Origin of the sequence: Mycobacterium sp. 852002-51163_SCH5372311, assembly GCF_001667115.1 — a bacterium.
Classification (GTDB): domain Bacteria; phylum Actinomycetota; class Actinomycetes; order Mycobacteriales; family Mycobacteriaceae; genus Mycobacterium.
Genome location: NZ_LZIJ01000203.1, coordinates 1 through 13,617, shown reverse-complemented (window position 1 = coordinate 13,617; position 13,617 = coordinate 1). Strand labels below are relative to the sequence as shown.

13 protein-coding genes and 1 pseudogene are annotated in these 13,617 nt (G+C 66.0%); all 14 read right to left on the bottom strand.

Annotated elements, in window-relative coordinates:
• Nucleotides 1-17 precede the first annotated feature (17 nt).
• Complete coding sequence (gene hypE, locus A5791_RS25170) at nucleotides 18-1,130, bottom strand: hydrogenase expression/formation protein HypE (RefSeq protein ID WP_156661606.1); 1,113 nt, start codon at nucleotides 1,128-1,130, stop codon at nucleotides 18-20.
• A 44-nt stretch (nucleotides 1,131-1,174) separates the two neighbouring features.
• Entirely contained in the window at nucleotides 1,175-1,837 is a 663-nt protein-coding gene (locus tag A5791_RS25165; RefSeq protein ID WP_067242927.1) for an SIS domain-containing protein, read from the bottom strand.
• A complete protein-coding gene (locus tag A5791_RS25160) occupies nucleotides 1,834-2,565 on the bottom strand; it encodes a HypC/HybG/HupF family hydrogenase formation chaperone (protein WP_067242926.1) in 732 nt (243 codons plus the stop codon). The genes A5791_RS25165 and A5791_RS25160 overlap by 4 nt, the downstream gene beginning before the upstream one ends.
• Complete coding sequence (gene hypF, locus A5791_RS25155; protein ID WP_067242925.1) at nucleotides 2,562-4,985, bottom strand: carbamoyltransferase HypF; 2,424 nt, start codon at nucleotides 4,983-4,985, stop codon at nucleotides 2,562-2,564. Before hypF ends, A5791_RS25160 begins: the two co-directional genes overlap by 4 nt.
• Nucleotide 4,986: 1 nt before the next feature.
• A complete protein-coding gene (locus A5791_RS25150; protein WP_067242924.1) occupies nucleotides 4,987-5,241 on the bottom strand; it encodes a HypC/HybG/HupF family hydrogenase formation chaperone in 255 nt (84 codons plus the stop codon).
• A 4-nt stretch (nucleotides 5,242-5,245) separates the two neighbouring features.
• Nucleotides 5,246-5,746 carry a hydrogenase maturation protease gene (locus A5791_RS25145; protein WP_067242923.1) on the bottom strand — a complete coding sequence of 167 codons (501 nt, stop codon included), beginning with the start codon at nucleotides 5,744-5,746 and terminating at the stop codon, nucleotides 5,246-5,248.
• 122 nt (nucleotides 5,747-5,868) lie between these two features.
• A complete protein-coding gene (locus A5791_RS25140; protein WP_156661605.1) occupies nucleotides 5,869-7,266 on the bottom strand; it encodes a hypothetical protein in 1,398 nt (465 codons plus the stop codon).
• Nucleotides 7,263-7,919: a DUF6084 family protein gene (locus A5791_RS25135; protein ID WP_067242922.1), complete on the bottom strand. Its 657-nt coding sequence runs from the start codon at nucleotides 7,917-7,919 to the stop codon at nucleotides 7,263-7,265. Before A5791_RS25135 ends, A5791_RS25140 begins: the two co-directional genes overlap by 4 nt.
• Entirely contained in the window at nucleotides 7,916-8,563 is a 648-nt protein-coding gene (locus tag A5791_RS25130; RefSeq protein ID WP_067242920.1) for a DUF5947 family protein, read from the bottom strand. The genes A5791_RS25135 and A5791_RS25130 overlap by 4 nt, the downstream gene beginning before the upstream one ends.
• Nucleotides 8,560-9,465, bottom strand: a complete 906-nt coding sequence (locus tag A5791_RS25125) for a NifU family protein (protein WP_067242918.1) — start codon at nucleotides 9,463-9,465, stop codon at nucleotides 8,560-8,562. Before A5791_RS25125 ends, A5791_RS25130 begins: the two co-directional genes overlap by 4 nt.
• Before the next feature lie 3 nt (nucleotides 9,466-9,468).
• Nucleotides 9,469-11,268, bottom strand: a complete 1,800-nt coding sequence (locus tag A5791_RS25120) for a nickel-dependent hydrogenase large subunit (RefSeq protein WP_067242916.1) — start codon at nucleotides 11,266-11,268, stop codon at nucleotides 9,469-9,471.
• 79 nt (nucleotides 11,269-11,347) lie between these two features.
• Nucleotides 11,348-12,403 (bottom strand): hydrogenase expression protein HypE, encoded by a 1,056-nt coding sequence (locus tag A5791_RS25115; protein ID WP_067242914.1) that lies wholly within the window; start codon nucleotides 12,401-12,403, stop codon nucleotides 11,348-11,350.
• Between the two features lie 211 nt (nucleotides 12,404-12,614).
• Nucleotides 12,615-13,421, bottom strand: a complete 807-nt coding sequence (hypB, locus tag A5791_RS25110) for a hydrogenase nickel incorporation protein HypB (RefSeq protein WP_067242912.1) — start codon at nucleotides 13,419-13,421, stop codon at nucleotides 12,615-12,617.
• Nucleotides 13,422-13,449: 28 nt separating this feature from the next.
• Nucleotides 13,450-13,548 (bottom strand): annotated as a pseudogene (locus A5791_RS25105) (hydrogenase maturation nickel metallochaperone HypA); the annotation flags it as partial.
• Nucleotides 13,549-13,617 lie beyond the last annotated feature (69 nt).

Here is a 13,617-nt window from a genome sequence, read left to right as displayed (position 1 = left end):
ACCTCCTTTTCTGATGTTCAGCAGATTCGCGGCAGGGGGTCCCCGACCAGCATGTCGACAATGCGGGTGCCGCCGAATCCGGTACGCAGCACCACGCTTTCGGCAGGTTCGGCGACGATCTCTCCGACTTCGGCGGCGTCGGCCCCCAACGGGTGCGACCGCAACGCGGCCAGCCCAGCCTCGGCCTCCTCCGGTGCGACGACGGCGACGAACTTGCCCTCGTTGGCGACATAGAGCGGGTCGATGCCGAGCAGCTCGCACGCGCCGCTGACCATGGGCCGCAACGGAAGTCGCTCCTCTTCGAGCAGTACCCCGAGTCCGCAGGCCTGCGCCAGTTCGTTGCAGACGGTGCCCACCCCGCCGCGAGTGGCGTCGCGCAGCCAACGGGTGGACGGCGCGGCCGTCATCAGCAGTTCCACCAGGGGGCTCACGGCGGCGGTGTCGGAGCGGATGTCGGCCTCGATGGCCAGGTCGCCGCGGGCAAGCATGACGGCCATGCCGTGATCGCCCATCGTTCCGGACAGCAGCACCTTGTCGCCGGCCCGCACCGCCTGAGCCGCCAGCCGTCGGCCCGCGGGAATGACGCCGGCCCCGGTGGTGGTGACGAACAGCCCGTCGGCGGCGCCTTTGGGCACCACCTTGGTGTCACCGGTGACGATCTGCACGCCCGCGTTCGCGGCGGCGGCCGCCATATCCGCGACGATCTCCTTGAGTTCGGCGATCGGAAAGCCCTCTTCGAGCACGAATGCCGCCGAGATCCAGGACGGTACGGCTCCGGCCATGGCCAGATCGTTGCAGGTGCCATTCACCGCGAGTTCCCCGATCGAGCCGCCGGGAAAACGCCTGGGCTGCACCACAAATGAGTCCGTCGACAGCGCCAGTCGCTCACCGCTGGGCAAGGAGAGCACCGCTCCGTCGCCGAGTGACTCGAGGAGCGGATTGCGGAAAGCCTCCAGGAACACCGCGTCCACCAGCGCCGCCGAGGCCTTACCGCCCGCTCCGTGCGCCAGGGTTACGTGTTCGTCGAGCAACCGGGGCCGACGCCTGCGGAACGACTCGATCCGCTCGATCACCTCACCCTCGGCGAATCGTGGGCCGGAGGACAGGTATTCGCCCGCTGCTGTGCCCACTGCGCCGCTCCTCATCGCTCGTTCTGCATCGTCGCTGGCGCGGCTCATGCCGCCCCCACGCCTCGGTCGTCGTGCTCGTGTACCGCCAACCACAGTTGATATCCCAACAGCGCTTGCGATTCCTGGATCCGGTGCACGCTCTGCGAGCGAACGACGAAGCAGGAATCCACATTCGGGTTGTTCACGAATGCGCCGCCGTCGTATCCGGCGAATCCGATGGTGTACAGGCCGCGCTGCCGCGCCTCGGCGAGCGCGGCCAGCAGATTGGGTGAGCCGCCGCTGGTCGACATGGCGATGGCGATGTCGCCGGCCTTCGCGCGGGCGATCAGCTGGCGGGCGAAGACGAGCTCGAACCCGACGTCGTTGCCCAGCGCGGTGATGATGGCCTGGTCGGCGGTCAACGACCAGGCAGGAAGGGGCCGACCTGTCGGAGGGCGGGCGAACAACCAGGCCAAAGTGGTGCAGTCGGTACAGCTGCCGCCGTTTCCGAAGGTGAACATCCTTCCACCCGAGGCGAATCGGCGCGCTATCTCGGTGGCGGCCCGGGTGAGCAGGTCGGCGTTGGCTTCCACCGTGGAGCGCCGCAGCGCGAGGCTTTCGGCCGCCTTGGCCTGCGCGGAGGCGGTCAGGTCGGCGAGCAGCGACTGAGAATCGTCCTCCTGCGCATCGATGAACGGGTAGAGGAAGTTGGTGGGTTCGTCGCTCATGGAACGTCCTCCTTGACCCGGCTGATCGCCGTACCGGCGTGCACCAGCACCAAATCGCCGGCGGCGACCGGACCGATCAGCGTGGTCACCACGTCCTCGGCGCCCCGCGCGGTGCGCACCCTGGCCAGTCCGGAGGCCGGGCCCCCTACCGACGCAGCCATCACCTCACCCAGCCGGCCCTCGTCGCTGCAGGTGACGCAAACGTCTTCGGAGCGTTCGGGTTTGAGTAACCCGGAATGCTCGAAACATACGTGGGTCAACTCCCACAGCAGGTGGTAGAAGAGCACGAAGCCACCGGTCGCGGGTATCCGCGGGTCGGGATCGTCCAGCCACAGCACATGGTCGGCCAGGCCCGCTCTGGGCCGCTGTCCGCAGCCGATCCAGACGGTGCTTGCACCCCACGCCGGGCTGCGTTGCATCACCGAACACACAGCAGGGTCGTCGGCGGGGGAGACGGCAATCACGATGTCGCCGGGCCGCACCGACACCCGGACCAGGTCCACCAGGTCGGGTCCGATCAGGGCGACGGCGGGCAGTGCACGTTTGCCCATGATCACGGGATGTACGAACTCGACCGCGATGTGCATGGCATGCGGTTGCCACGACGGTGCGATGGACCACATGGTGGCTCCGGCCGCGAATCGCTTGGCCAGGGTGAACGCGGTGGCGGCCAGGTCCGCGGCGAGTTCTGCGCCCAGGCCGCGGTCGATCGCGGTGATGGTGTTCAACGGTGAGCCTCCTCCCGTGCCGTCAGCATGGAGATCGCCGCCTGGCCCAACGCCAGCCCGCCGTCGTTGGGCGGCACCAGATGATGGGTCAGCACTTCAAAACCGGCTCGCTGCAACCGTTCCCGGCATGCCCGCAGCAGCAGCACGTTCTGGAACACGCCGCCGGTGAGGCCCACCAGTCGGACCGCGCCGGCAACCTGGCGGACCACCGCGGCGACCGCATCGGCGACCGCCTCGTGGAACGCCGCCGCCAGCGACGCCGGCTGCGCGCCGGACTTCAGGGCCGACACCAGCGCCCGCGTCATGGTGGCAGGATCGATCACCCCGTCGGGGCGCACCGTCAGCGGCAGCGACGGCAGCGGGTGCTCCGGATCGTCGCCGGCCGAGTCGGCCAACGCCTCGAGTTCGATTGCGGCCTGGCCCTCGTAGTCGATGCGGTGCCTCACCCCGAGCAACGAGGCGACCGCGTCGAACAGCCGGCCCATGCTCGAACACGGCACACATCCGGTTCCGCTCTCCAATTGCGAACGGATGAACCGTAATTCGTCCGGGGTTGTCGCCGCGACCGGCGCCAGATCCGGGGTCCAGTCGATGCCGGCCATCCATAGTTGGGACAACGCCATCCGCCATGGATTGCGTACCGCCGCGTCACCGCCTGGCAATGGAACCGGCAACAAGTGGGCGACCCGAACGAACCGGTGGCTGTCGCGTCCTAGCCGCAGGATCTCCCCGCCCCAGATCGTCTGATCGCAGCCGTAGCCGGTGCCGTCGAAGGCGACCCCGATGATGGGTTCACCGATGCGGCTGTGTTCGGCGAGCAGCGAGACCACATGCGCGTGGTGGTGCTGGACCAGATCCAGCGGGCGTCCCTGCGCGTGCCGTTCAGCCCAGCTGCGGGTGTGGTACCCGGGATGCAGATCGGCGGCCAATCGCGCTGGGCTGCCGCGAATTTCGCTGAGCTGTCCTACGGCCCGTTCGAACGCCCGCAGCGTCTCCCAGGTGCCCATGTCGCCGATGTGCCCGGACAGATACGCCCGTGGGCCGTCGGTAAGGCAGAACGTGTTCTTGAGCTCTCCGCCCACTGCCAGCACGGCGGGCCCGTCGATGCCGAGATCAACGGGCAGCGGGGCATACCCACGGGACCGCCGGATGGGCAACTCGTCCGCGCGAGCAGACGCAAAAGCACGCGACACGCCGTGCGTGTGCGTGCTTTTGCGTCTGCTCGCGCCACTCACGACCCGCACCACGGAATCGTCACAGGGCACGTGTATCGGACGGTCATGGTCGAGTACGGCGTCGCACAGCGCCGGAAGCCTGCGCGCGGCGTCGTCTTCGGTGAAGCAGATCGGTTCGTCGGAACGGTTGGCGCTGGTGAGGACGAGCGCGTCCGGGACCGGCGTGGCCGCACCGGGCAGGGGCGCCAGCAGCAGGTGGTGAATCGGGGAGTAGGGCAGCATCAGCCCGAGCAGCGGACTGCCGGGCGCGACCGCCGGAGCCACCGGTGCGCCGGGGCGCCGCCGCAGCAGCACGATCGGCCGCGCAGGACTGCCCAAAACCGCGGTCTCGCTGTCGTCGATGAACGCGTAGCGCCCCGCGACATCAAGGTCACGCACCAGGACGGCGAAAGGCTTTGCTCCGCGGGCTTTCCGGCGCCGCAGCGCGGCGACCGCCGAATCATCGCCGACTGCGCACGCCAGGTGGTAACCGCCGATTCCCTTGATCGCGACCACCGCGCCCGTTCCCAGGGCCCGTTGGGTGGCCGCGAGCGCCGCATCGGCCCGGTCGATGCGGCCGTCCGGTGACGAGAACCACAGCGACGGGCCGCAATCCGGGCAGGCTATCGGTTGTGCATGGAACCGGCGGTCGGCCGGATCGTGGTATTCGGCCGCGCACCTCTGGCACATGGCGAACGTCGACATGGTGGTGGCCGGACGGTCATACGGCAACGCGCGGATGATGGTGAACCGCGGTCCGCAGTTGGTGCACGTGACGAAGGGGTGCCGGTAGCGTCGGTCGGTCGGGTCGAACAGCTCGGCCACGCACTCGTCGCAAGCCGCGATATCAGGGGGAATGGGAGTACCGGCACCGGGCGCGGTCCGACTGGCTACGATGCGGAACCGATTGCCGCACAAGGATTGTGGTGCGACGTCGACCACCGAGACCGCGTCGATCCGCGCCAGCGGTGGTGCCTGTGCGTGCAGCCGCCGGGCGAATTCGTCGACGCGGGCGGGGTCGCCCTGAACCTCGAGAAAGACCGCGCCCGAATCGTTGCCGACGAATCCGGCCAGGCCCAATTCGGTGGCGGTGCGGTGAACGAATGGGCGAAAGCCCACGCCCTGGACCACGCCGGTCACGGTGAAGCGCTGCCGAATATCGGCGGGCCCCGCAACCAAGGCGGGCAGCACGGGGGTTTCGGTCATGTCAGCCTGTCCCTGGATCGCAGGTACCCCGGCCCATCAGCTCAAGTCCGGCCATCGCCTGCTCTGCTCCGGCACGGTCCGTCTTTTCGACGACGAAGCCCATATGGATGATCACCCAATCGCCGGGCGCGAACGTCTCGTCGGGAAGCATGCCGACGTTGACCTTGCGCTGCTCGCCGGTGACGTCGACCAGTGCGAGTTGGCCGTGGTAACCCTCCAGCATCCGGATCACTTGACCGGGTATACCCAGGCACATATGTTCAACACTCCTTCTGCATCGGCGCAGCGGTGGCCGGGGTACGTAGCGCCGCGACGATCTCTTCCACCGCGCGGGCGGCCCGGGGCACGGCCTGGGCTACCGGATCGGTGAGGCCGATCCCCTCCTCGACGTTTCCCGCCTCGCAGCCGACGACCACGGTGTAGGGCGGGCTGCCGCCCAGCGCGCGAAGGCTGGCGAACACCGTTTCCGGATCCATGCTGTGTGCATCCAAACCCGGTGCACTGGAACCTGTTTGGTGGTCTACCTGGAAGACGTGCAGAGTGCCCGGGCGACCCCGGCTCGGAACCGCGTCGACGAGAACCAGCGTGTCCCAATCCTCGAGCAGATCGTAGGCCAGATGCATGCCGCCGATACCGTAGTCGACGACGCGCACGGAGTCATCATCCTGCGGTATCTCGGCATGCCGAACCACTTCGGACCCAAAGCCGTCGTCCCCCAGGAAGATATTGCCGATTCCGGCGACCAGAATGCGTGCTGCCATTGGCTACTTACCCAGCTACATGCGCCTCAGCCTGAGATAGCGTTTAGCGTCAGGCAACGACACCAGTCCCATCGCCACTGCCGCCAGTACCACGATCGCGATGAGGGCAACGAACACCCAACCTAAGACTTCCATGTCGCATTCCTTTCGGTTGTTTTCCGTCCTTCAATTGTTTTCCGTCTTTCAATTGTTTCCTGTGTTGTCAGAGGCTCTATTTCGTCGGGGGAGAAATACAGGTAGCGGCCGTACCAGTCGTGCAGGTCGGCGGCCGGGTCGTCCTCCACCACCACACCGACATGCTTCTCACCCTCGACATCCTCGTGGACGGACGTGACGATCGCCGTTTTGCCGGCGACGAAGATGTCTTGAGCATCGGCATGTCGCCGCGGCCGCAATATGACGCGGCTGCCCCGGGCGACCGCCGTACCGTTCACCAGCACGGCGTCGATTTCCGGCCGAACCGCATTGTCGGCCAGCGGATCCCACCAGTCGACTCCCTCCGGAATCTCCGGGACCAGACCCGCGGCATGGTGCGGATCCCTGAGCACACCGTGCAGCCGCGCCATGGCCTCGGGTGACATGGCGTCACATTGGTCGATGATCTGCGCCGCCCGCGGATCGGTGGCGCGGGCCTGCGCCTTCTCCTCATCGGTCATCGTCATCACCCGCAGGGTGAGGATTTCGTCGATCTCCGTGCAGTCGTACAGCGCGGTATTGCTCTGTTCGGCGACCTCAGGATGATCGTAGAGAATGATCGGAGAAATCAGCAGTATGTCGTGGATTCCGGGCGGGCCGGCCAGCACCGGGAAGCAGCGGTGCTGGCTGCACCGGGACACCGCGTCGGCCGCGTCGGGCGGCGGATCGATCATCGATATGAATTGCCCACCAACGACTTCGACGATGATGTGAGCGCCGATCAGTGAGCGCGCAATCGCCTCGTTCTTATCGCGTGCGGGTTCGCCGACGTTGGTCAGTCGCGCAGAGACTCGCAGCAGGCTGCCGTCGGGCTCGGTGGATACGGTCAGCTCGCCATGCACTGCCTGCCGCTCGCGGACCAGGCGGCCGCCGTCGACCCGCTCGATCTCGGTGTCAGCGGAAGCGGTCACCGGCAGCGTCCATGGCTGTTCGGCCTCGTCGAAAGCAAGCGGACCAAAGGACACTTCACATTCGACCGCCTCGTCCCAGGTCAGCCATGACCCCGATGCGGTGGTCAGCTCGTCGACAGGTACGAACATGGCCGGGCCTTCTGGGAACTCGCGTTCCGCACGGCGGTGCTGCAACTGCAGGAACCGCACCGCCAGGGTGATCGCTTGGGCGCCGTCGACCAGGAACTGTGCGGCCAGCGTGTCGTCTTCGCCCAGGCCGGCATCGACGGCACCGGGCGGCCCCAGAACGCCGAATTGCCAACGAGATTGGTTCTTGCTCGAGGTTCCCCGGTAAGGGTAGAGCAGATAGCCCTCGTACAGCACGGCGTCGGCGACGGCGCGGACACGGTCCCAGGTTGATGACGCGGGTGTCACTTTGCGCCCTCCCGCTCGGAGGCATCGGCAACCAGCGTGGTGACCGCATGGTCGAGGTCCAGCATCCCGCGTGCCGATTTGTAACGGGAGAGCGCGGCGATGGTGTCGTGGCTGAGCCGCACCCAGCCGGTGTTCGGATAGTGCTGGGCGATCAGGTCCCGCCACGCCGTGACCGGCATGTCGTAACGGTCCTCACAGTCCCAGGACACCTGCTGGACCGAGAAGCCGCGTTCGGATTTGACGAAAAGTGTCCCGCTGAACAGGAATTGAAGCGGCAAGGAGCCGTCGCCTAGAGCGTGCAGATACTTGGCGGCGGCAACCTCGAAGTCGTAGGTGCAGGGCAACTGGAGCCCGACGGTGGTGTGGCCGGCGAAGCCGGGCACCATCGCGCTGCAGTGCTGCCAGAGGAAGGTGCGTTGGGTGGTCGCCCAGCGCTCGCGGGGGCCGAACAGGTCAGTCAACCCGGCGGCTTCGTCGTCGGAGTAGGAACGGCGCAGCGGCTCGATACGGACCTGGCAGCGCAGTGCGATCGCGTGCACCGGGTCGTCACTGTTCGCAGCCACACCGATGCGGGCGGTGAGCACCGGGGTGACAGTGTACGGTTCGGGCGCTACGTCCAGAACAGTGAAGCTCAACTCGATTGGCTGCGTCATCGCGGCGCCTCCGGGGGCGTCCGCGAGGCGCGGGCCGCGACCCGGCTGAAGAAGTCGTCGATGAACTCCCGCGCCTCCTGCCCGCCGTCGAAGCCCCGCCACAGCATGCGCAGTCGTCCCACAAACTCGTAACACACGTCGATCGGGACGAGATATGTCTGAGGCTGGGCCGATTCATCGCTCTCGGGCAGCCGGACCAGCAACGCCTCCACATCGTCGGCCAACAGGCCGGTTCGAGAGTCTTTGCCGCGCAGTGTGTTCCAGTAATCCAGGTCCAGCTCGGATTCGCATGCCCCGGCCGGTCCGGGATAGAAGGCGACGGTTCGGCCCAGCGCCGAGTTGGTGAAGAAGAAGGCGACGCCGACCGGAATCTGCAGCGCCTCCCATGCGCGACGGTCCAGCGCGAAATCCGGGAAGGCCAGATACCGGTCCGGCACCGCGCGGTAGCGCAGCTCGGCGTGTGAGTCGGTGAACAGCAGATAGCAGGCGCGGCAGACGCACATCAATTGGCGGCCCGCGACATTGACGACGTGCTGATGCTCGTCGGCGATCAGCTCGGAGCACATTTCACACCGCTCACCGGCCGGGTCGGCGGGTTGCCGGTTGCTGGTGATGCGAGCCAGCACATCGTAAGGACTGGTCATGCCGGCACCGTCGTGCCTTCGCTCTGCAGCGCCACCGACAGCACGCCGTCACGAGTCAGCAGCGGCAGCGGCTCGAGGTGAACCCCGCCTGGACCGGCCCCCGCGCGCACGACGTCGAAATCCGTCTGACAGCGGGGGCAACGCAGCATCGTCTGTGTTGTGCCGGCGCGCAATTGCGCACCAGCCAGCGAGTCTTGGCAGACCGGACAGTGGTCGCGGTAGGCCAACGTCTGGTCATCAACCCGGCACGCGAGCACCGTCGTCTCCGCGACCAGAAAGCCGCCGACCTCGCCGGGCTCCAATTCGCCCACCTCGGGGATCGGGTGCCATCTGGTCGGGCCGTGCCCGTTCGAACGTAGCGGTGCCCACAGCGATTCCGTTGGGATGATCCCTGCGGGCGTCGCGGTCACCACCTCGATCGAAGAAATTTCCGGCGCCGCCGCCCGGACCGCGTCCTGCACGGCCAGCTCCAGCGTCGCCGCTGACGATGGGCAGCTCTTGCAGCTACCGGTGAATGCCAACCGCACGACGCCGTCGTCCGTTATCTCGCGCAGGTCGACGTCGCCACCGTGCGAACCCAGGTAGGGCCGCACCCGGTCCAGCGCATCGGATACCCGACGGTGCACATCGTGCGGGTGCAGGCCGTGCACCAGGAGCAGGCTGGCCACCAGGTCGTCGGTGGCCAGCCGCTCGGTCAATCCTCCCTCAGGACTTGATGTTTCGGCGGCGAGCTGCATGATCCTTTCCAGCCCGGCCCCGTACAGCCCGACCACCTCCCGGACCAGTTCCTGGGCGCGTTCGTACGCGGTCGCACCTCCCGCCGCGCATGAATCCAGCAGAGTCTGGATCCGATCGCCCGCCGTACGCCATTGCGTGCCAGGGCCTTCCGGGCGACCCGCCATCAGTCACTCCTCGACGGGCGACTGAGTCGGCGTGTGCAGTCTCTCCAGCGTCTTGCCCTTGCCCAGGTACATGTGCACACCACAGGGCAGGCACGGGTCGAAGCTGCGCACCGTGCGCATGACGTCGATGCCCTTGAAGTTCTCCCGGTCGTTCTCCTCGAAGATCGGCTGGCCCTGGACCGCGTCCTCGTAGGGGCCCGGCGTGCCGTAGCTGTCGCGCGGGTTGGCGTTCCACGGCGTGGGCGGGTACGGGTGATAGTTGGCGATCTTGCCGTCCCGGATCACCATATGGTGACTCAGCACACCGCGGACCGCCTCGGTGAAGCCGCAACCGATAGCCTCGTCGGGCACCTCGAACTTCTCCCAGGTCTTGGTACGCCCGGCGCGGATCTCGGCGAGCGCTTTCTCGGCGAAGTGCAACGCGCATGCCGCCGCGTACGCCTGGAAGTAGGTCCGCGCTCGGTCACGTTCGATCGTGTTGCTGCCGTGTTGGGGAATCTTCCACTCCAATTCCACCGGACCCTTCAGCACAGTCTTGGGCAGGTTGATCTGCACGCTGGAACCAGTCGCCTTCACGTAGCCGATGTCGACCAGTCCGGCCAGGGCGGTCGCCCACAACCTGGCCAGCGGGCCCCCGCCGGTGTCCAGCGCCAAGTGGTCCGTGCCGTCGAACCAGCGCGGCGACATCACCCAGCTGTACCTGCCGCCGTCCATGTCCCGCTTCTGCGGGTGCGGGTTGGTGTGCTGGTTCCACGGGTGACGCCGGTCCACCGGGTTACCCAGCGGATCGGTCTTGACGAACATCTCCTGGTCGGTCCAGTCGTCGTAATACGAACTGCCCAGCAGGATCCGGATGCCGAGGTTGATGTCCACCAGCGAGTGGGTGACCAGCTTGCCGTCGACGACCACGCCGGGGGTGACAAACATCGCGTTGCCCCAGCGCTCCATGTCCTTGTACGCGAAGTTGCACACCTCGGGATCCTGGAAGGAGCCCCAGCATCCGAGCAGGGTGCGGCGCAGCCCGACCTTCTCGTAACCGGGCAGTGCTTCGTAGAAGAAGTCGAACAGGTCGTCGTGCATGGGGACGACTTTCTTCATGAACTCCACGTAGCGCATCAGCCGGGTCATGTAGTCGGTCATCAGCTGGATGGTCGCCACCGTGCCGACCCCGCCTGGGTACAGCGTGGACGGGTGCACGTGGCGGCCCTCCATGAGGCAGAACATCTCTCGCGTCCAGCGGCTGACTTGCAGCGCCTCCCGGTAGAACTCGCCGCTGAACGGGTTGAGCGACCGCATGATGTCGGCGATGGTCTTGTACCCGTGCGCGTCGGCGTGCGGCGCCGCGGTGTTCTCCGCCTTGGCCAGCACGCCCGGGTTGGTCTCGGAAACCATCTTCTCGCAGAAGTCAACGCCGACCAGGTTTTCCTGGAAGATGTTGTGGTCGAACATGTATTCCGCGGCCTCGCCGAGGTTGACTATCCATTCTCCGAGGTGTGGTGGCTTTACCCCGTACGCCATGTTCTGCGTGTAGCAGGAACAGGTGGCGTGGTTGTCGCCGCAGATGCCGCAGATGCGGCTGGTGATGAAGTGGGCGTCGCGCGGATCCTTGCCCTTCATGAAGATCGAGTAGCCGCGGAAGATCGACGACGTGCTGTGGCACTCGACGACTTCTTTGTTCTCGAAATCGATCTTGGTGTAGATGCCGAGGCTGCCCACGATCCGGGTAATCGGGTCCCACGCCATCTCGACGAGCTGGCCGGGTTCCCGCTTAGAAGTTGACGGCTCAGGGATGATCGTTGTCATCGGTCTTCGCTCTCTAATAGCGATGATTGAAATACTTTGGTGTCACCCGGATGGCGCTGCTTGCTCAACGCCGACGTACCTACCAGGTGCGACGGGCTCCGGTGGTGAGTTTCGTGCCCTTGTGGCGCCAGCTGGGTTCCTTGTCGAGGGTGCGCCCGGTGATGCCTCTCAGGCTGCGGATCATGGTCCCGTACAGACCCGAAGCGGTGCTCGAGAGCTTGCCGCCCGGCGGCTCGTCCATGAACGGCATGAACTTGTCCGGGAAGCCGGGCATCGTGCATCCGATGCAGATGCCGCCGACGTTCGGGCAACCGCCGATTCCGTTGATCCACCCGCGCTTGGGCACGTTGCACTTGACAACGGGGCCCCAACAACCAAGTTTGACAATGCATTTCGGCGAACCGTACTCGGTGGCGAAATCGCCCTGCTCGTAGTAGCCGGCCCGGTCGCAGCCTTCGTGCACGGTGGCGCCGAACAACCAGCTGGGGCGCAGCGCCTCGTCGAGCGGAATCATCGGTGCCTGGCCGGTCGCCATATAGAGCAAGTAGGTCAGCGTCTCAGAAAGGTTGTCCGGATGGATCGGGCAGCCCGGGACGCAGACGATCGGGATCCCGGCCTTGCTCTTCCAATCCCAGCCGAGGTAGTCCGGCACACCCATCGCCCCGGTGGGGTTGCCGGCCATTGCGTGAATGCCGCCGTAGGTGGCGCAGGTCCCCACCGCGACGACCGCGGTGGCCTTGGGCGTCAACCGGTCGAGCCACTCGCTGGTGGTCATCGGCTGCCCGGTTGCCGGGTCGTTGCCGAACCCGCACCAGTAGCCCTCGTCCTTGATCTTCTCGTTGGGGATGGACCCTTCGACGACCAGCACGAAGGGCTCCAATTCGCCGCGGTCGGCTTTGAAGAACCATTCGAGGAAGTCGTCCGCCCCTCCACTGGGTCCGCATTCGAAGTCGATCAACGGCCAGTGGACAGCGACCTGCGGCAGGCCGGGGAGCGCGCCTAGTGCGATCTCCTCGACGCTGGGTTGGGTGGCGGCAGTCAACGCCACCGAGTCGCCATCACAACTGAGACCTGCGTTGATCCAGAGAACATGGATCAACGTTTCTTCCGCTTTGACTGCTGCTTCTGTTGGCATGATGCAGCTTTCCGGGGCGGGCTGACGCCCCTTGCGCTACCGGAGTCGACCGTCGGCCCACTTGCACAGCGCTGTTTCTGGGTCTACCCCCGCTAACGGGCGTTGTCAATCGTTTCCAGCGGTCCGCGGCCGGCCGAAAGATGCAGCTGGACTATCGGGTTTCATTGTCTTGCAAGTCATTTGCAAAAACGCCGGACCGAGTTCGGTTGAACTAGTCAAACGGCCCTTGAGTGAACCTCCGTAGCCAGCCGAACCAGGCGTCCATGCCGGCGCCGGTGCGCGCGCTGATCGGCAGGATCGTCGCGGACGCGTTGACTTCGCGCACATGCGCGATGTAACGGTCGACGTCGACGTCCAGATGGGGCACCAAATCAATCTTGTTGAGCAACACCAAATCCACCGATCGAAACATGACCGGGTACTTCAGCGGCTTGTCCTCACCCTCGGTGACGGAGTAGACCATCGCCTTCGCGTGTTCGCCGACGTCGAACTCCGCCGGGCAGACCAGGTTGCCCACGTTCTCGATGATCACCAGGTCCAGTGCGGGCAGGTCGAGTCCCGGTAGCGCGCGGTTGATCATCGGTGCGTCGAGATGGCACTCGCCGCCAAACCCATTGCTGGTGTTGAGCAGAGACACCTGTGCGCCGCGGCCGCTGAGCTTGGCGGCGTCCAGGTCGGTGGCGATGTCGCCTTCGATCACTCCGATCGCGAACTCGCGGGCCAGCGCGTCGAGTGTGGCCTGCAGCACCGTCGTCTTACCGGAGCCGGGCGAGCTCATCAGATTGAGCGCACGGATCCCGTTGCTCTCGAACGCCGCTCGGTTGATATTGGCACGGAAGTCGTTCTCCGCGAAGATTGATTCCAGCACGTCGATCCGCTGGCTCCCGGTCTCATAGCCGTGAAAGTCGCCGTGATCCCCATGGTCATCGTCGTGGCCGTGGCCGTGGCCGTGGTCATGGTCATGGTCATGGTCATGGGAATGCACGGTGCCGTCGTCGTGCCGATGGAACCTACCCATAACTAAATCCGTTCACAGTGACCACCTTTCACGAGACGTCCATCGACGTCACCAGAAATTCGTTGCCGCTCAGCACCTCGACATCGGAGCTGTCACACTGCGGACACCAGATCGACCACGCCGAGGTGAAGTGCCGGTCCTGCGGCGCGCAATCGGAAATCACCTCGGCGTGGTCGATCTGGTGTCCGCAGTGTGA

What these genes read in the sequence shown, in the direction of transcription:
- A5791_RS25165 (WP_067242927.1), bottom strand. Translation starts at nt 1,837, where the DNA reads ATGAGCGACGAACCCACCAACTTCCTCTACCCGTTCATCGATGCGCAG.
- hypF (WP_067242925.1), bottom strand. Translation starts at nt 4,985, where the DNA reads ATGACCGAAACCCCCGTGCTGCCCGCCTTGGTTGCGGGGCCCGCCGAT.
- A5791_RS25150 (WP_067242924.1), bottom strand. Translation starts at nt 5,241, where the DNA reads ATGTGCCTGGGTATACCCGGTCAAGTGATCCGGATGCTGGAGGGTTAC.
- A5791_RS25145 (WP_067242923.1), bottom strand. Translation starts at nt 5,746, where the DNA reads ATGGCAGCACGCATTCTGGTCGCCGGAATCGGCAATATCTTCCTGGGG.
- A5791_RS25135 (WP_067242922.1), bottom strand. Translation starts at nt 7,919, where the DNA reads ATGACGCAGCCAATCGAGTTGAGCTTCACTGTTCTGGACGTAGCGCCC.
- A5791_RS25130 (WP_067242920.1), bottom strand. Translation starts at nt 8,563, where the DNA reads ATGACCAGTCCTTACGATGTGCTGGCTCGCATCACCAGCAACCGGCAA.
- A5791_RS25125 (WP_067242918.1), bottom strand. Translation starts at nt 9,465, where the DNA reads ATGGCGGGTCGCCCGGAAGGCCCTGGCACGCAATGGCGTACGGCGGGC.
- A5791_RS25120 (WP_067242916.1), bottom strand. Translation starts at nt 11,268, where the DNA reads ATGACAACGATCATCCCTGAGCCGTCAACTTCTAAGCGGGAACCCGGC.
- A5791_RS25115 (WP_067242914.1), bottom strand. Translation starts at nt 12,403, where the DNA reads ATGCCAACAGAAGCAGCAGTCAAAGCGGAAGAAACGTTGATCCATGTT.
- hypB (WP_067242912.1), bottom strand. Translation starts at nt 13,421, where the DNA reads ATGGGTAGGTTCCATCGGCACGACGACGGCACCGTGCATTCCCATGAC.